Source organism: Duganella paludis (assembly GCF_054461335.1).
This window is the reverse complement of record NZ_CM136922.1, coordinates 222,947-239,634: the sequence shown is the minus strand read 5'-3', so window position 1 is coordinate 239,634 and position 16,688 is coordinate 222,947. Positions and strand designations below refer to the sequence as shown.

The 16,688-nt window shown below is 62.5% G+C and carries 15 protein-coding genes; 7 read left to right on the top strand and 8 right to left on the bottom strand.

All coding sequences use genetic code 11. The annotated features are described in order from the left end of the window. Window positions 1-87: 87 nt before the first annotated feature. The 8 genes from ACXZ1M_RS01005 to tssK all read right to left on the bottom strand — a co-directional run bounded on the left by ACXZ1M_RS01005 (window position 88) and on the right by tssK (window position 9,980). Window positions 88-867, bottom strand: coding sequence for a hypothetical protein (locus ACXZ1M_RS01005; protein ID WP_459051383.1), 780 nt, complete (start codon window positions 865-867; stop codon window positions 88-90). A 501-nt stretch (window positions 868-1,368) separates the two neighbouring features. Then, window positions 1,369-2,094 carry a hypothetical protein gene (locus ACXZ1M_RS01000; RefSeq protein WP_459051382.1) on the bottom strand — a complete coding sequence of 242 codons (726 nt, stop codon included), beginning with the start codon at window positions 2,092-2,094 and terminating at the stop codon, window positions 1,369-1,371. Window positions 2,095-2,131: 37 nt separating this feature from the next. Continuing rightward, complete coding sequence (locus tag ACXZ1M_RS00995) at window positions 2,132-2,359, bottom strand: Imm71 family immunity protein (RefSeq protein ID WP_459051381.1); 228 nt, start codon at window positions 2,357-2,359, stop codon at window positions 2,132-2,134. 9 nt (window positions 2,360-2,368) lie between these two features. After that, entirely contained in the window at window positions 2,369-3,493 is a 1,125-nt protein-coding gene (locus ACXZ1M_RS00990; protein ID WP_459051380.1) for a hypothetical protein, read from the bottom strand. After that, window positions 3,490-5,052 (bottom strand): hypothetical protein, encoded by a 1,563-nt coding sequence (locus ACXZ1M_RS00985; protein ID WP_459051379.1) that lies wholly within the window; start codon window positions 5,050-5,052, stop codon window positions 3,490-3,492. Before ACXZ1M_RS00985 ends, ACXZ1M_RS00990 begins: the two co-directional genes overlap by 4 nt. Continuing rightward, window positions 5,045-7,861, bottom strand: a complete 2,817-nt coding sequence (locus ACXZ1M_RS00980) for a type VI secretion system Vgr family protein (RefSeq protein ID WP_459051378.1) — start codon at window positions 7,859-7,861, stop codon at window positions 5,045-5,047. The genes ACXZ1M_RS00985 and ACXZ1M_RS00980 overlap by 8 nt, the downstream gene beginning before the upstream one ends. Further along, a complete protein-coding gene (gene icmH, locus ACXZ1M_RS00975; RefSeq protein ID WP_459051377.1) occupies window positions 7,861-8,625 on the bottom strand; it encodes a type IVB secretion system protein IcmH/DotU in 765 nt (254 codons plus the stop codon). The genes ACXZ1M_RS00980 and icmH overlap by 1 nt, the downstream gene beginning before the upstream one ends. An 11-nt stretch (window positions 8,626-8,636) precedes the next feature. Next, the gene (tssK, locus tag ACXZ1M_RS00970; RefSeq protein WP_459051376.1) at window positions 8,637-9,980 is read right to left on the bottom strand and encodes a type VI secretion system baseplate subunit TssK; all 1,344 of its coding nucleotides are present in this window, start codon (window positions 9,978-9,980) and stop codon (window positions 8,637-8,639) included. 167 nt (window positions 9,981-10,147) lie between these two features. Here tssK and ACXZ1M_RS00965 point away from each other — a divergent pair, with 167 nt between their 5' ends. From ACXZ1M_RS00965 to tssG, 7 genes are read left to right on the top strand one after another with little or no spacing between them, the layout of a single operon-like run. Beyond that, window positions 10,148-10,756 carry a tetratricopeptide repeat protein gene (locus ACXZ1M_RS00965; protein ID WP_459051375.1) on the top strand — a complete coding sequence of 203 codons (609 nt, stop codon included), beginning with the start codon at window positions 10,148-10,150 and terminating at the stop codon, window positions 10,754-10,756. Window positions 10,757-10,773: 17 nt separating this feature from the next. Next, window positions 10,774-11,286, top strand: coding sequence for a type VI secretion system contractile sheath small subunit (gene tssB / locus ACXZ1M_RS00960; RefSeq protein ID WP_459051374.1), 513 nt, complete (start codon window positions 10,774-10,776; stop codon window positions 11,284-11,286). 1 nt (window position 11,287) lies between these two features. After that, complete coding sequence (gene tssC, locus ACXZ1M_RS00955) at window positions 11,288-12,769, top strand: type VI secretion system contractile sheath large subunit (RefSeq protein ID WP_459051373.1); 1,482 nt, start codon at window positions 11,288-11,290, stop codon at window positions 12,767-12,769. 36 nt (window positions 12,770-12,805) lie between these two features. Then, window positions 12,806-13,297, top strand: coding sequence for an Hcp family type VI secretion system effector (locus ACXZ1M_RS00950; protein ID WP_166102799.1), 492 nt, complete (start codon window positions 12,806-12,808; stop codon window positions 13,295-13,297). 6 nt (window positions 13,298-13,303) lie between these two features. After that, the gene (gene tssE / locus ACXZ1M_RS00945; protein WP_459051372.1) at window positions 13,304-13,801 is read left to right on the top strand and encodes a type VI secretion system baseplate subunit TssE; all 498 of its coding nucleotides are present in this window, start codon (window positions 13,304-13,306) and stop codon (window positions 13,799-13,801) included. Between the two features lie 2 nt (window positions 13,802-13,803). Then, window positions 13,804-15,648 (top strand): type VI secretion system baseplate subunit TssF, encoded by a 1,845-nt coding sequence (gene tssF, locus ACXZ1M_RS00940; protein WP_459051371.1) that lies wholly within the window; start codon window positions 13,804-13,806, stop codon window positions 15,646-15,648. Then, window positions 15,612-16,688, top strand: a complete 1,077-nt coding sequence (gene tssG, locus ACXZ1M_RS00935; RefSeq protein WP_459051370.1) for a type VI secretion system baseplate subunit TssG — start codon at window positions 15,612-15,614, stop codon at window positions 16,686-16,688. The genes tssF and tssG overlap by 37 nt, the downstream gene beginning before the upstream one ends.

Genomic DNA, 16,688 nt, shown 5'->3' with positions numbered 1-16,688 from the left:
GCTCAGTGCAACTCCCGTGCCACGCCGGTTTCCGGGAAAAACTGTTCGGAAATGAACGCTGCTGCTGTTCGGTTCCGGACGTTCTGTTCAATTCGCTGCGATCTCGACAAAATGCCACTCGGCGCCGGCGTCGTCCCCTTTCAATACGCCATTTTCCTCGGGCCAGGCAAACTGCGGAGCCGCGCCTGCGTCGTGTTGGCTGAAATAGACGCCTGCGCGGGGCGGTATCTCGCCCACCCGTGCAGCGATATCGGGACGAATGCGGAAGGTGGGTGTTGGTTCTATTTTGAGCAAAAAATTGTATTCGTAATCGCTGAACCACCTGTCATCCATTACGCGGCGGCGGTGGGGGACCAAGATGTCCTCGACCGGGTAAATGAACTGGCCAACGAACTTCTCACATACCTCGTACTCGTCGGTCATGCGGTAAGGATCATAGGCGTCTGAGCGTGCTACCTGGGTAAAAAAATGGCCCAGATGCCCGGCGCGGTAGCGGTTACCGGCACGGTCAGCGATGTCTTGCCGCAGCTTGGTCCGCATTTCGGTCAGAAACTCGCGCGTGGTGCGTTGCCATTGCTTCGCATCGTTGTGCAGGGGAGTTTTATCCAGCATCACGGCCTCTTGTGTGGAAGCCCAAGCTACTTTTTGCTCGCCGCCCGGTTCACCGCTGATGATTTGCGTGAGCATCTGATCGACCTCTTTTACATAATCGAGCGAGGCATAGCGGTACAACATAGCGGTTTGATGCGCCCGCAATGGCGTGAGCAGCGGATACCAATGGGCGCGCTCGGCTGCGATAATGTTTTCCGCGAGCGCGATCACTTGACTACATAATTCTTCATAGATGCGTTCATCTTGCTGGCGCATCCAACTTGGCCGCGCTGCGTTTTGGTTTTTTAACGTATGCAGCGGGGCGTGTGCAACTCCGAATCCGCTAAGATCACCGCGCTGTATTGCCGCGTATCCCTTATCAAGGGCAGCCAGCGTTTTGCGAAAAATGGGAAGGACAACTTCACGCCCAGACAATGTCGGACCGCTCGGGCTTCCGCCATTGAAACCTGCCTGAGGGCAGGCTGCGCAGGAAGTCATCGAGACACCGTTCGAGATGGGCGATCACGCTTGCCCAATTTTCTCTGAGCGCGGCGAAGTCTTGATCAGAAAGATGGTTCATTTCTGGATCACGATCTGCTTGCGGAAACGGCATCGGTGGTTGGCCGCAGGATGCTCGGGGAGCTTGCCATGCCATTCCCATCGAGTCGTTCTACCGGTATCCATGTACACGGCAGTTCTGTATAGACCGGCTCATGGCGTATCAACTGTGTTCCCATGCAATATACTTTCAAGACACCACATGTTCTAGAAGCCTCTTCAACGTTCCGGTGATGCGACCCGGTCGCCACTATAGATAACCAGATTATGAAAACTTTGCGGATGTTGATCCTGAATGTTGGAGACATCAGGCCTTGCATCAAATTGTAAAGTCATGCTCTTGCCAGAACGTTGTAGCTTGTAGAGGAAGACGTTCACCTCTGTCAGTGCTGCATGCTCGCGCCGTTCGGCGTATGCTTTTTCAAAAATCAGTTTGGAAAAAAATTCTTTCGGCAGTTTCATGCCAAACACCCCGTCGGGAAAGTTCCTCGGATGTATGGCGAAGCCAGCCATGCTCCATGGTCGCTGACTATTCTCGCGACTGAAACCTATCGTGATTGATTGAAATTTGAAATTGTCAGGTCGGTAGGTGATCTTCGACTTAGCCGGTTGCTGAGGATTCTTCGGCCAGAAAAAAGCACCACCGCCGAACACCGGATCCTTTTCACTGAGTTCGCGGTTCTGCTCTATCACATCTACTGTGGAGGCGATTAACGAGAGCACGTATTGCTGCTGCTCGGAGGTCATCGGAACGACGGCTGGAATCTCGTCTAGCTCCGATTTTGCGTAGATGTCCACGATATCTTTAGTCGTCAAATGTTCCTTCTCCGCACTCTCAAGAGGTTGTGATCCCATTTCGCCAAGGCCGCGCGCATGGACGAGTGTAGCGCCGCACAAAACGGTGATCATAACGAGCAGGATATATGCCTCGAATAGTATTTCCAAGGCTCTCTGCGACTGAGCCGTCGATCGCATCCTCGGACTAGCCATGGGTTACCTCAACAAAAGCCTGTGAGTAGCCTTGCCTGTCTGCTTCGCGCACGCTGTTTTCAGCACATCCCGTCCAAGCTTTGTAGCATTCAAAGATACGGCGCCAAGCGGTGACCGAGCTGAGTCTTTGCAGGAGATGAAAAATCTGTTGTCGCTCGAGATTAGATGGCAGTTCTATTGCATCGCTGATGGCGCTTAACTGAAATAGCGTGGTCTGCATGGCGGTTGATTACTTGGTGTTTCCCTGGTCGCTATCCCATTGCCAGATGGTGTGCCCGTACTGGCCGCCGACTTGCGGCATGGTTTCATTGACTGCGAAATAGCGCCGCGAGTCGAGCTTGGCCGGCGTGAAGTAGTAGCCCGCTTGCGGACAAGGGGCGCCGGCTTCTACGCGCGGGCCGCCGGCTGGCGTTGCCGTCTCGTCGCTGTCCTGCCAGTCCATCGGCTCGCCGTGTAGCTGTTCGACGTAGATCCAGCTGCAAGGCCGCGTCGTGAAGGCGTTGCGGCCCACCAGGCTGGGCGTCAGCTCCGGCTCAGGCAGGCTGTCGGCAAGGAACGGGTCCTGGGCCAGGCGCGGGTCCTTGGCATGGGCTTGGGCGAACGCCTGCATGCCTTGCGCGTCGCGCCACAACTTGCTCCGCCCGAGTGCCGCCAATGCCGCCAAACCGAGGTCGTTGAACGTGTTGCACTCAAGGAGTTTGCCGGCAGGCTGTCCGGTCCAGCAAAACTGCGGTGAGCCATGCGGATCGTCCAGCGGCAGATAGACGCCGGTGCGCACCGGCGTCTGGCCGGTTTGTCCGATGACGTCGGGCCGCAGCCGCAGCGCAGGCGCCGCGTCCAGCACGTCGGGCATTTCCTGCAAGGCGACGGTGAGGGTAAAGTCGTCCCAACGCCCGCTTGTCTCGTGTTGGTACATGGTGTCGTCGATATTCCCCGCGTACAGCGAAATTTGCTCAAGTTGCGTCTGGAAGTCGTCCTCCTCGTCCGGGGTCATCCAGTCCAGCGACAATTCAGCCAGGCCGCGTATGCATTGATTGGCGCCAGTGACCGAGTAGCTTTCAAACGCCCGCTTGGCGATATCGGTGGCGACGGACAATTCAAAGTCAGCCAGGAAGGGCCAGCCGTTGTTGCCCCAGTTGTCGGCGGTGTTGCGCGTGCCCCAGCGCGGATCGGCGAGCAGCTCATCACGGTTTTGCAGCTTGGCCAGATCCAGCGTTGGATCGATGGATGCCAGCAGCGCATGCAGGCGCTGCTGCAGGCCCTTCAGATACTCCAGCGACGCGAAGTGGTACAGCAGACTCACCTGCTGTTTTTGCGTGGTGGTCAGTTGAAATGGCGCGTTCGGCATAGTCATTTGATCATTTTGGTAGTTTGTCCCGGCAACGAGGGCAGGCCGATGCGTTCGCCCAAGCCCGATCCGCCGAAGTCGGAGTAGCCCCAGCCGGTGTCGAATGGCCCGCTGATATTCGGGTGGTTGATGGACTCGCGTATGCCGACGTAGCGGCGCTGTTCGGCCTTGCTCAGCTTATTGTATTGATCTTGGCTCATCGCGTTTTGCAAGCGGTTGGCTTTGCCGCCGTTGAGCGTGTAGTAGCGCATTGTATCGTTGCGCCGGTCCGCGCGGGCGACGTTGAAGACGATCTGTTCCCAGCCGCCTTCCAGGTGACGGTCGGGCAAATTGTCCTTGAACTGTGTCGAGGCTTTGCCGCGCCACACCTTCAGTGTTTCGCCAGGCTTGACGTCGTACACCACGAACTGGCCGTTGACGTTCCAGTCGGGCCACACCGCCAGATGCTTGCGCCACGCCGCACGCGGATCTGCCTGTGCCTGCAGCCGCTTGAACACTTCTTCCGTCACCCAGCAATCGCTCATCGCGCGGCTGTTGGGCGAGAGAACGCGGTATAGGCGCGCCGGGCCCTTGAACTCGGCGGCCACCAGGCTGGCGAACGATTCGACGTTTTGCTGGCTCAGCATCGGCCAGCCACGCTTGGCCTTGAAGTCCACCAGCGCCTTGTAGGCTACGTATTTAAGCTGTGGAAACTCGGCATTTTTGCCGACGCTGAGCCACGAAGGTGGCGGTTTGGCGTTGCGCATCAGGGTGACGGCCGATGCTTCCGGCAGCGCGCCGCGATAATGGATGTTGTTGGCATTGACGATGCCGCGCTGGCGCTGCAGCGATTCGCGCTCTAGGCGCATCACGATGGTGTCGAGCGCATCCTGCACCGGTCGCAGCGCCTTGCCGAGGTACTGATCCGCCACCTGGCGGATGTGGCGCATTTCCTCCAGCGCGGCCTTGGCCTTGGCGCCGATCTTCGGCACGTACGATACCTTGTCGGCTAAACCCTCAAGCACCTTGATGCCGCGATCGAAGGCCGCCAGCAAGGCGCTCACATTCACCTTGCCGCGCACGGCCTTGATCTCGACCGCCAGCCATTTGAAGACTTCGTCTACCTTGTGCAGGCGCAGGTATTTCTGTACGTCGCGCCGGCGCAGGAAGGTAATGACCCATGTCATGGCCATTTCCACGGCCTTGACCATGGCGTCGCCGCCCAGCCGGCGCACGAAGCCGAAAAAGATTTTAAGCACGCCCTTGACTAGCGAGCCGAGCGTGGGGAACAGGCCGATCAAGGTCAGCGCCAACGCCACCCAGGCCCAGGTATCCTTGATGTCCTTGCGTAGCTTGTTGCAATTGGCGATCAGGTCGCGCACGTCGCACACCTGATCCACCAGCGGGATCATGGAGATGGCGGCGTCGATCACCAACTGGCCGGTCGAGCGGTCCTCGTTGAAGTCGCCTTGCATCGCTTCCCAGAACCAGACGAAGGGATTGGTGCTGGGTTCTTCGGCCTTGGCCCGGTCGTTGGTGGCCCAGGCCAGCGCGTCGCGCATCTGGGTCGAATTGATCTCAGGCATTGCTCAAATCCTCCAGCGGCGAGGCCGGTTTTTCTTGTTCCGGCGTGCGCGGTTTGTACACGACTTTTTTGACCGGCTTGCGCTCGACGTTGTCGTGCCTGGCCTTGCCCTGATCGTCCAGCTTGCCGTTGACCACCGGGCCGCCGTCGAAGTGGATTTCGTATTCGGCGCCGGCGATGCCCAGCGCGCTTTCCGGCTCCAGATAGTGCAATGCGATCCAATCTGTTTGTGTGGCCAGCGTGCCAGGCAGTGCGGGCACATTGGCGCTCTGGCGGCCGGCGCCATCGAAGATATGCTGTCCGCCCTTGACGGTGAAATTGCCGGGGCAGGCGAAAGTGATGTCGCCGCCCTCCAGCGTGATCGACGATTGGCCGGCCTGCAGCACGATTTTCTGGCTGGCCTTGATCTCGATGCCGTCGTTGACCGAGATGACCTTGACCGCCTGGTCTGCCAGGATCTCCAGCTGTCCGGTATGCGCCTGCAGCGACACCGGGCCGTTGGCGGCGATGGCCTGGATGCCGCCGCGCTGGCTGAAGTAGCCGGCCGCATTGGCCGCCACCGACGACAGCGTGTGCGCGGCCGTCATGTGCATATCGCCTTGCGAAGTCCAGTGCAGCTGCTCGCCGGCAAACAGCACGGTCGATGCCGGCGTGGCCCAGTTGATGCTGGCCGGCGCGTCCATCAGCACCAGCGGATCGGAGAATTTTTCCACCGGCTGCGCCGCGTCGAGCGTGCGCGCGCCGGCCTGCGCCTTGCTGGCTTCCTGGCCGTTGAGCGCGCCGTCATGCTTGCCCTTGTCCTTGGGATCGATGCGGGCCAGCAGTTCCTGCTGCGCTTTGGCGGCGTCGGCGCTGGTGAGCGCCCGCTGCTGCGCGGCCACGTCGCCCAGGGTCTTGCCCAGTTCCTGCGCGGCCTTCAGTGCGTTCACCGATTCGGCCGCATCCATCTGCGTCGATGCCACGCCGCTGCCTTGTGCGCTGCGCGCGCTGGTGTTCAGCAGCACGCCTTCGCCGCCGCGCACCACGGCCCAGGCGTCGGTGCGCAGCTCGAAGCCGGCGCCGCGATAGGCGCCGCGCTGGGGCGAGGAGGGCGTCTGCTCGATCAGGTAGCCGAGGTTGAGCTGGGTGGCCGCGCTGCTGGTCGCCAGCCGCGTGCGCAACTGGCCCGGCGTGTCGTCCAGCTGCCACTGGTTGTAGCCGCCGCCGTCGAAATTGTGGCTGTGGATGCCGGACAGCGTGCCCGCATGGTTGGCGCCGGAATCCACGCCGGCCGCGTAGGGCGGCGTGTCCGAGCCGGTGTACAGCTGCGCCACCACCAGCGGCCGGTCCATGTCGTTGTCGATGAAGTCGACCAGCACTTCGGTGCCGATGCGCGGCGTGAACTGCGAGCCCCAGTTGGGGCCGGCCAGCGCCTCGGCCACGCGCACCCAGGCGCCGCTGCTATCGTCGCCCGGCGCGCTGCCGTGGGTGTCGGTGTCGTGGCCGAGGCCGCCGGGGTTGGCGCCGATGCCGCGCTGCCAGGCGAACTGGATGCGCACCTGGTGGTCGCGCGTGGTGCTGGCCACCGCATCGGCCACGCCGACCACGATGGCGGTCTGCGGACCCAGCGCGGTGGCGGGCTGCGGCGCGGCGGTCGCGCGCGGCACGATGGGCACCGCCTCGCGCACGCAGCCGAAGTGATTGCGGTAGGTACCGGCCTCGATCAGGTCGCCCAGTTTTTTCACTTCCGAAGCGACATTGTTGCGCGCCTCGTGCCGTACCCACAGTACCTTGAAGCGGTTGTCTTCGGCGTAGCGTTCGTGTTGCGTGAGCGCGAAGGCATGGCCTGCCGCCAGTTGCCGCACCGCGCCTTCGCCTTCGAAGACTTTGTTGTCCAGTTCCAACGCCTGCAGCATCAGCTGGCTGAGCAGCTCCGGCTCGCCCTTGGCGCTGGCGATGCGTTCGCCGCCGCCGTCGTGCACGGCCAGCGACGGCAGTTCGCCGGCGTCCAGCGAGGACAGCTGTTCGGCGCCGGGCGCCAGCAATTGCGCCGGGTCCCAGCTGCTGATGCTGACCGCGTTCGGCTGCACCTGTCGCCGCGCGGCGAACTGATCGATGGCATCTTCGCTGTCGGTGGCGCGCACGCCGTGGAAGCGGATGTCGGCGTTGCCCGGCATCTCGGGTGCTTCCGCCTGGCTGTCGAAAATGATCAGCTTGTGCTTGGCCTGGCCATCCGTGGCTGCGTCATCTGGCTGGTCGTGCTCGAAGCGCCAGCTCAGGCCTTCCGAGGCCAGCAGGCGTTCGAAAAATGCCAGGTCGCTTTCGCGGTACTGGGTGCAGATGGCGCGTGGCGCCAGCGTTTGCGTGACGTCGAACTCGAAACGCAGTTGTGGATAGTCGGCCAGCAGCTCGGTGATGATGTCCTGCGCGTTTTTGTCCTGGAAGATGTAGCTGTCGCGACGCAGCCGCAGCAGGGCCAGCGCCGGCTCCAGCAGCAGGCGGTAGCGCGCCGTGCCGCCATCCGCGCCCAGCCAGGCGGCTTCGGTGCAGATGCCGTGCCAGGCGCGGCGGCTGCCATCGGCCTGCAGCAGGGTAACCGTCAATTCCTCGCCGATGAACTGGTCCAGTTCCAGCGTGGTGGAGGTGCTGAGCGCGTCGACTTCAAATCCATACAGTTCGTTGACGCCTTCGCGTCCCGAAAAACGCTCGGCCACCAATGCTTCCGGCAGCGACGAATCCTGCGCGCTGGCCAGGGTCAGCAGGCGCGCGTGCTGGCTCAGGCCGGTGCCGAACAGCCCCAGTGCCGATGGGATCAGCGAGGCGATATCCATCAGGGCAGGGTGATGGTCAGGTTGGCCTGGCGCGGCGCCAGCTTGACCACATCGTTATACGCCGCCACCTGCTGCTCGGTATTGCGGTTGAGCGAAGCGCGCAGGCCAATGTAGCCGAGCACGCAGATCAGGCCGAACACCGAGCACAGCACCCACAACGGCAGGTCGCTGCGCAGCTTGTGGGCGATCTGGTCGGGCCGCTCGGCGTGCGGCGCGAAGCCGCCGCGCTTGCCTTTCATGTGGGCGATCTCGTCGCCCAGGCGCGCGGTCAGGTAGTTCAGTTTTTCCGAGCCTTCCAGGATGTAGCGGCCCTGGAAGCCCAGCAGCAGGCACATGTGGAACACCTCCAGCGCCTGCAAGTGGGCGCTGCCGCGCGCGCGCAGCGATTCCAGGCGAATGAAGAAATTTTCGCCGGCCAGCTGTTCGCCGAACAGGACCAGTTGCAGCGGCCGCCGTTCCCAGGTGTCGCGGATGGCGAACGGCGAGCGCAGGATGATTTCATCGACCGCCGCGCAGAAAGCGTACTTGGCGGCGTCGATGTCGTCCGGCGAGGCGCCGTGCTTGCGCGCGGCGCGGCCGAAGTCGTCGAGGAACTGCGTCATGCGGTTGGCGAACTCGGCGTTTTCCTGCGGGCCGTTGCCGTTCTTCAGCATGAACAGGGCGTAGAAGCCGTCATACATCAGGTCGAGCAAGGTTTGCGGCGCCAGGCTGGCGGCCGGCGCCGGGGCGGCGCCGATCAGGGATGGGGCGGTAACGGTATTCATCGGGCGTAACCTCAGGAAGTGACGGCGACCAGTTCCAGCTGCAGGTCGTGTATGCCGCCGGGAACATAAATGGAAATCGATTGCGCTTGCAGCATGCGCTCATACATCTGGCCCTTGGCCTCGATGGTGAAGTACAGCGCGTCCGGCCGTACCGGCACGGCGGCCGGCACCTGCGGAGCGTGTTGCAGGCGCACGCCGGGCATGGCCGACAACACGAATTTTTCGACGTCGTCCGGCGCGCCGACCTTGAAGCGCAGCGGCACCACGTCCACCAGCTCGCTAGCCGGCATGGCGGCCGAGACCGCGATGTAGAAGGTGGTCTTGTCGTCGATCTTGCCCGAGTCCAGCATGCCGTGGTGGTAGGACGGCTTGACCTCGCGCAGCGCGATGGCGAAGTAGCGCGCCGAGATCACCGTGTCGAGCAGCTCGCGGATGATCTGGTGCAGCGTGGCGAAGGCCGGGCCCGGATCGCTGTGCGAATAGGGCGGCAGATCGCTCAGGGTCCAGCTCTTGGAGAAGGTCATCAACTGGCCGGCCAGGCTCAGCAGCTGTTCGTACAGTCGTTCCGGATGCAGGCCCGGATGCTGGAAGTAATGCGTCAACGAGGCGAAGGCGGCGCTGGCCGTGTGCAGCAGCCAGAACGAGGACATGTCGCCGGAACGGAATTCGATCACGTGCTTGCTCGGCTCTCGGTGGTGGCCGTACAGCGCGCTGACCTTGGCCTGCAGCGCATCGAGCAGGCGGCGCAGTTGCAGGAACAGCAGCGGGGCGCTGCGCACCGACAGGCTGGGCGGCACAAAGGAGGCGTCCAGCTCGAAGCCTCCGGTGGCCGCGCGGCGCAGGCGCAGCAGCGGGAAATGGGTGTAGGAATCGCGCGCTTCGAATTCCGGCACCAGGCGCAAAGTTTTTTTCAGGTAGCTCAGCTGGGCCGGTGCGGCCTGGGTGTACAGGTCGGGCGTGTCCTGGTTGTGCTGCTGGTAGCGCACGCCGCCGTTGCTACCAGCGCTGCTGTCGCCGAAATTGCCGCCGAACGCCTTGAACGCGGGCAGCGCCGCATAGTAGGTGACGGTCTGCTGCGACTGCTGCAGCTGGCTGAGGTCGACCGCGTCCGGCAGGTCGTCGGCGCCGGGCGCGTCGTAGAACTCGCCGTCCTGGAAGCGCAGCGACAGCTCCAGCAGGCGCAGGCTCTGGTTGGCCAAAGCGTCGCGGTCGAGCTGGATCTGGTTCACGCCCCAGGCATAGGGGTGGACCGCCTGCACGCTTTGGTTCAGGCGCTGCTCGTGGTAGCGGTCCTGCTGCTGGAAGTGTTGCGGACGGAGGAACAGGCCTTCGCCCCAGAGAATTTTGCCACTCATGTTATGCCTTTTTTGAAAGTAGCAGAACAATAACATTTCTCTTTTTAAAGGCTGCGCACGGTTGAGTCCAATTGAGCGCGGTAAATAATAAATTTCTGATAACGTGGCGCCCAGTTGCAATAATTGTTTTTTAAATATTGTTTTTTGACATCGAATTAGAGGTAAGTATGACAACCGCACACTCTTTTGCTCGGGCCGCGCAACTGGCTGGAGCCATCTTTTCGGTGGTGGCGCTGAGCGCCTGTACCACCGCGCCAGTGACGCCGCAGGCGGTCGCGAAACCAAGTTTGCAGTCGATGCTGGCCCAGGCCGGCACGGCGTCGGGCAGCGGCCAGAAGGAACAGGCCGTAACGTTGTGGAAGCAGGCGGCGGTGGCCTATCCGGCCGACAAGTCGCCATGGCTGAGCATTGCCCAGACCCGCTACGAAGCCGGCCAGTACGGCGACGCCATCATCAACGCCCAGGAAGTGCTGGTGCGCGACCCCAACGACACGCTGGCCAACAGCATCATCGCCATCAGCGGCCTGCGCCTGTCGACTCGTTCGCTGGCCGACCTGAGCCGCCAGAACAATCTGTCCGGCTCGATCCGCACCGAGTCGCAGGACCTGGCCAAGCTGCTGCGCGAGAGTCTGGGTGAATCGGTGCTGGTGCCGCCAGCCACGCCGCCGTCGCAGCAGGCCGCCGCACCGGCGCGCGGCAAGGCGACGGCCAAGAAGGGCAAAGCCAAGCAGCAAGACGACGACACCAACGCCAATCCGTTCGGCGCATTGAAATAACCGAAGAGGGGAATGCCATGTCCAAAAGTACCAGCGTGCAGAAAAAACTGCAGAAGATCCGCCCGCCACGGGTGCAAATGACTTACGACGTTGAAATCGGCGACGCCATCGAGAACAAGGAACTGCCGTTCGTGATGGGCGTGGTGGGCGACTTCGGCGGCAATTCGGAAGTCGAGCAGAAGCGCCTCAAGGAGCGCAAGTTCGTCAACCTCGACCGTGACAATTTCGACGAGGTGCTGAAAGGCGTGGAGCCGCGCGCCAATTTCCGCGTCAAGAACGAGCTGAGCGACGACGGCGGCGAGTTCGCGGTCGACCTGCGCTTCAAGTCGATGGCCGACTTCCGCCCTGAGGCCGTGGTCGAGCAGGTCGAGCCGCTGCGCAAGCTGCTGGAGGCGCGCACCAAGCTGGCCGACCTGCGCAACAAGCTGGCCGGCAACGACAAGCTGGAAGACATTCTCAACGACGTCCTGCACAGCACCGAGAAGCTGGCCGTGCTGGGCCAGCAAACCGCCGACAAAAAGGAGGACTGACATGTCCGCACAATTAACTCCCGGCGGTGCGCCGGCAACTACCGAAGTCGGCCTGCTGGACCAGATCGTCGAGCAGAGCAAGGTCGCCAAGTCCAGCGTTGAGCATGCGCGCGCCAAGGACCTGATCTCCGAGCTGGTCAGCCAGGTGATGGACGGCACGGTGGTGGTGTCGGACAACCTGGCCGCCACCATCGACGCTCGCGTCGCCGAGTTGGACCGCCTGATTTCGGCGCAGCTGTCGGCCGTTCTGCACGCGCCGGAATTCCAGAAGCTGGAAAGCAGCTGGACCGGCCTGAACTACCTGGTCAAGAACACCGCCACCGGCCAGAACCTGAAGATCAAGATGCTCAACGCCACCAAGAAGGAATTGGTGAAGGACTTCCAGTCGGCGCTGGAATTCGACCAGAGCACCATGTTCAAGAAGGTCTACGAAGAAGAATTCGGCACCTTCGGCGGTGCGCCGTTCGGCGCCCTGATTGGCGATTTCGAAATCACCCGTCAGCCGGAGGACATGTACTTCATCGAGCAGATGTCGCACGTGGCGGCCGCCGCGCACGCGCCGTTCATCTCGGCCGCCTCGCCGGAATTGTTCGGCCTGGAGAGCTACAGCGAACTGGGCAAGCCGCGCGACCTGTCGAAAGTATTCGACACCGTGGAATACGCCAAGTGGAAATCGTTCCGCGAGTCGGAAGACGCGCGCTACGTCGGTCTGACGCTGCCGCGCTTCCTGGGCCGTCTGCCGTTCAACCCGGCCGACGGCGCCACCGTCGAAGGCTTCAATTTCGTCGAGGACGTGGACGGTACCGACCACCACAAATACCTGTGGTGCAACGCCGCCTACGCCTTCGGCACCAAGCTCACCGCCGCCTTCGAGGACTACGGCTGGTGCGCGGCGATCCGCGGCGTGGAAGGCGGTGGCCTGGTGGAAGACCTGCCGACCCATACCTTCAAGACCGACGAAGGCGAAGTGGCGCTCAAGTGCCCGACCGAGATCGCCATCACCGACCGTCGCGAAAAAGAATTGAGCGACCTCGGCTTCATCTCGCTGGTCCACTGCAAGAACACCGATTACGCGGCCTTCTTCGGCGCCCAATCGACGCAGAAGGCCAAGAAGTACGCCAACGACGCCGCCAACGCCAACGCCGTGCTGTCGGCGCAGCTGCAGTACATCTTCGCGGTGTCGCGCATCGCCCACTACATGAAGGCCATGATGCGCGACAAGATCGGCAGCTTTGCCGCTGCCGCCAACGTCGAGGACTTCCTGAACCGCTGGCTGACCCAGTACGTGCTGCTGGACGATAACGCCAGCCAGGAACAGAAGGCGCAATTCCCGTTGCGTGAAGCATCGGTGCAGGTGTCGGAAGTGCCGGGCCGTCCGGGCGTGTACCGCGCCGTGTCGTTCCTGCGTCCGCACTTCCAGCTCGATGAACTCTCCGTTTCTCTCCGTTTGGTCGCGGAGCTCCCGGCATCGACCAAAACCTAAGTCGTAGCATTTTTATTATTCATTGAAAGGAATACCATGGCAATCGACGTCTATCTGCAAATCGACGGCATCAAAGGCGAATCCGCAGACACCACCCACAAGGATTGGATCGAAGTGAAATCGGTGCAGTGGGAAGTGCTGCAGCCGAAATCGGCGACCGCGTCGACCGGCGGCGGCCACACCGCCGAACGCACCGAGCACAAAGATATCATCGTCAGCAAGCTGGCCGACCTGGCCACGCCGCTGCTGCTGCAAAATTGCTCCTCGGGCAAAACCCTGCCGAAGGCCAAGCTGGAATTCCTGCGCGCCGACGGCCAGGGCGACCGCGTCAAGTACTTCGAGATCGAACTGGAAAACGTGCTGATCTCCAGCGTGGCGCCATCGGTCGAACAGGGCAACATCCTGACCGAAGACCTGTCGCTGAAATACTCCAAGGTCAAGTGGAAGTACACCCAGCAGAAAGTGGGCGGCGGTTCGGGCGGCAACACCTCGGGCGGCTGGGATCTGTCGGCTAACAAGACGGCTTAATTTGCAATGAAGGGATTTACTCCGGGTTTATTCGACCGACTGATGGACGTGCCCGTGCACGGGGCGTCCAGCGGTACGGTGTCGCGACTGTCGATCGAGGACTTGAAGGACTCGGTGGCGCGCGATCTTGAAGCGCTGCTCAATACCCGTACCGTGATCCCGGAGGATCTCCTGAAGCGTTTTCCCGAATGCGGCCGGTCGATTGCGACCTATGGCCTGAATGATTTCGCCGGCTTGTCGCTGTCGAGCACCGACGATCGTGCTTTCATCTGCCGCAGCCTGGAACAGGCGATCGCACGCCACGAGCCGCGCCTGCGCAATGTGCAGGCGTCGCTGGAGTTGCGGGCCGATTCCGTCAACCGTTTGAATTTCGCCATCACCGCGCTGCTGGTGGTTCACAGCGCGCACGAACCCGTCAATTTTGACGCCATCCTGCAGCCCTCAAGCCTGCATTACACCATCAGCAAGGCACGCCGCGTCAGCCCGTTGCCGCTGGGAGTTTGAGAGTGGAACAACTACTGCCGTACTACGAGCGCGAACTCGGATTCCTGCGCCGCTATTCGCGCGAATTCGCCGAGCGCTATCCTAAAATCGCCGGCCGCCTGCTGATCGGCGGCGAGGTGTGCGAAGACCCGCACATCGAACGCATGATCGAATCGTTCGCGCTGCTCAATTCACGCATCGCCAAACGGCTCGATGACGACTATCCCGAATTTACCGAAGCGCTGTTCGAGGTGCTGTATCCGCACTATCTGCGGCCGTTTCCATCGTGCTCGATCGCGCGCATGGATTTCAGTGGCGCCGCCTCGCAACTGACCACCGCCAGCGAAATCGCGCGCGGCACGCAGCTGACCACGCGTCCGGTGCGCGGCGCCACCTGCACCTTCCGCACCGCCTATCCGGTGACGGTGGCGCCGCTGGCGCTGAGCGCCGCGTCCTTCCAGCCCATCATCGCCGCGCCGGAAGCGCTGCGGCCGCCGGCGCAAGCCACGTCGAGCATCAGCCTGACCTTGTCCTGCACGGCGGAGCAAGTCACGCTGGCGCAACTCGGCCTGGGCAAGCTGCGCGTGTTTATCGACGGCGAGCCTTCGTTCTGCGCCGCGCTGCGCGATGCGCTGTTCACGCGCGCCGTCGCCGCCTACGTGGAAGCGGACGGCAACGGCCGCTGGACGCCCCTGCTGAAGATTCCCGTGTCGCCGGCCGGCTTTGGCGAGGACGAGGCGCTGATCGATTTCTCGGCGCGCTCGCATACCGCCTACCGTTTGCTGACCGAGTATTTCTGCTTCCCTGAAAAATTCAACTTCTTCGATCTCGATCTGCATGCGATTGGCGGCGTGCTGCCGGCCGGCTGCAAGTCGGTGACGCTGCACCTGGCGCTGTCGGGCATGCGTACCGACTCCAACCTGGCGCGCATGCTGGCCACGCTGTCGACCAATAACGTGCTGCTGGGCTGCACGCCGGTGGTCAACCTGTTCCGCCAGCGCGGCGAACCAATCCGGCTGACGCACGCCACCGCCAGCTATCCGGTGCTGGCCGATGCGCGCCGCGCCTTTGCCTACGCGGTGCAGGCGATTGAATCGGTCAAGCTGGTGCGGCAAACGCCGCAGGGCGAGTCGGTGCAGGAGTTTCGTCCATTTTATTCGCTGCGCCACGGCCAGACGCCGGAAAAGAACGGCCACTACTGGGTGGCGCGTCGCGACGAAGACATCGCCGAGAAAAGCCCCGGCTATGAAACGCAGATCTCCATCGTCGACATCGACTTCGATCCGGCCGAGGTGGAAACCGACACCTTGAGCCTGGAACTGAGCTGCACCAACCGCGACTTGCCATCGCTGCTCAGCTACGGCATGCGCGGCGGTGACTTGTTCCTGGAAGGCGGATCGAGCGTGCGCGCCATCAGCTTCCTGCGCAAGCCGACGCCGTCGTATCGCTTCGCGCGCGGACGCGGCGCGCACTGGCGCCTGATTTCCCACCTGTCGCTCAATCACCTGTCGTTGACGGACGGCGGCATCGACGCCTTCCGCGAGATGCTGACGCTGTACGACTTGCCGCGTTCCCCGGCGTCGCAGCGGCAGATCGGCGGCATCCTCGGGGTATCGCACAAGGCGGCCAACACCTGGCTGCCGGGGAATCCCTTCGCCTGCCTGGTGCGCGGCATCGAGGTCACGTTGACGGTGGACGAGGAAGCTTTCGTCGGCAGCGGCGTGCATGCGTTTGCGCAGATCGTCGAGCGCTTCCTTGGCTTGTACGTGCACGCCAACAGCTTTGCGCAGCTGGTCATCAAGTCGGGTAAAAATGGAGAGGAACTGCTGCGATGCTTGCCACGAAGCGGCGATTTGAGCCTGCTGTAATCGAGCGCCTGTTCGCCGAGCCGCATCGCTTCGAATATTTTCAGGCGGTCCGCATGCTGGAGCTGTGGCTCAAGCGCCATGGTGCGCCGGACGACGGCGCGGTGGCGAACTTCCTGCGTTTTCAGAATTCGACTTCGCTGAGCTTTCCGGCCAGCCAGCTGGAAGCGCTGCAGCCGGAGCCGCGCGACACCGCCACCGATGCGCGCGGCCTGGGCCAGGCGCTGAAGTCGGCGCAACTGCGCTATATCCGCATCACGCCGGCCTTCATGGGTTTTTTGGGCAGCAGCGGCACGCTGCCGGCGCACTACACGGAGCGCATCGCCGCTCATACGCTCTATCAGAAAGACGAGGGGCCGCGCGCCTTCCTCGATACTTTTTCCAACCGTGCGCTGGCGCTGTTCTACGAAGCGTGGCGCAAGTACCGTCTGGAGCTGAAGTACCAGATCCACGGCAAGGATGAATTCCTGCCGCTGCTGCTGTCGCTGGCCGGCATGCACAACCCGTCCTTGCGGCGGCGCTTGTCGGAGGGCGGCGATGGCGTGCTGGATGAATCGGTGGCGTACTTTGCCACCGCCATGCGTCAGCGGCCGGCGTCGGCGGTGCAGATCGCGCGCGTGCTGTCGGAATATTTTTGCCAGACGGTTCGCGCCGAGCAGTTCATCGGTGCCTGGTACGGTGTGCCGGCTGCGCAGCAGACCATGCTGGGCATGACCAACGCCATGCTGGGCGGCGGCGCCATGGCCGGGGAGCGCGTGTGGCAGCGCGACCTGCGCCTGCGGCTGGTGATAGGGCCGCTGGACCGGGAAGGCTACGAATCCTTCCTGCCCGGCGCGAAGGCGGCGCGCGCGCTGGAGAGCATGTTGACCATGTTCACCGGCGTCTCGCTGGAGTATGAAGTGCAGCTGGTGCTGTGCGCCGAGGAGGTGCAGGGTGCACGGCTGGACGACGACGGTGCGCGCCTGGGCTGGGATAGTTTTCTGGTCACCGAGGCGCAGCAGCAGGACCGCAGCGACGTCTGCTACGAGATACACACATCATAA

Excerpts from the sequence above, each read along its gene's own strand:
- ACXZ1M_RS01005 (WP_459051383.1), bottom strand. The coding sequence starts at position 867 with ATGCGCCAGCAAGATGAACGCATCTATGAAGAATTATGTAGTCAAGTG.
- ACXZ1M_RS00995 (WP_459051381.1), bottom strand. The coding sequence starts at position 2,359 with ATGCAGACCACGCTATTTCAGTTAAGCGCCATCAGCGATGCAATAGAA.
- ACXZ1M_RS00990 (WP_459051380.1), bottom strand. The coding sequence starts at position 3,493 with ATGACTATGCCGAACGCGCCATTTCAACTGACCACCACGCAAAAACAG.
- ACXZ1M_RS00985 (WP_459051379.1), bottom strand. The coding sequence starts at position 5,052 with ATGCCTGAGATCAATTCGACCCAGATGCGCGACGCGCTGGCCTGGGCC.
- ACXZ1M_RS00980 (WP_459051378.1), bottom strand. The coding sequence starts at position 7,861 with ATGGATATCGCCTCGCTGATCCCATCGGCACTGGGGCTGTTCGGCACC.
- icmH (WP_459051377.1), bottom strand. The coding sequence starts at position 8,625 with ATGAATACCGTTACCGCCCCATCCCTGATCGGCGCCGCCCCGGCGCCG.
- tssK (WP_459051376.1), bottom strand. The coding sequence starts at position 9,980 with ATGAGTGGCAAAATTCTCTGGGGCGAAGGCCTGTTCCTCCGTCCGCAA.
- ACXZ1M_RS00965 (WP_459051375.1), top strand. The coding sequence starts at position 10,148 with ATGACAACCGCACACTCTTTTGCTCGGGCCGCGCAACTGGCTGGAGCC.
- tssB (WP_459051374.1), top strand. The coding sequence starts at position 10,774 with ATGTCCAAAAGTACCAGCGTGCAGAAAAAACTGCAGAAGATCCGCCCG.
- tssC (WP_459051373.1), top strand. The coding sequence starts at position 11,288 with ATGTCCGCACAATTAACTCCCGGCGGTGCGCCGGCAACTACCGAAGTC.
- ACXZ1M_RS00950 (WP_166102799.1), top strand. The coding sequence starts at position 12,806 with ATGGCAATCGACGTCTATCTGCAAATCGACGGCATCAAAGGCGAATCC.
- tssE (WP_459051372.1), top strand. The coding sequence starts at position 13,304 with ATGAAGGGATTTACTCCGGGTTTATTCGACCGACTGATGGACGTGCCC.
- tssG (WP_459051370.1), top strand. The coding sequence starts at position 15,612 with ATGCTTGCCACGAAGCGGCGATTTGAGCCTGCTGTAATCGAGCGCCTG.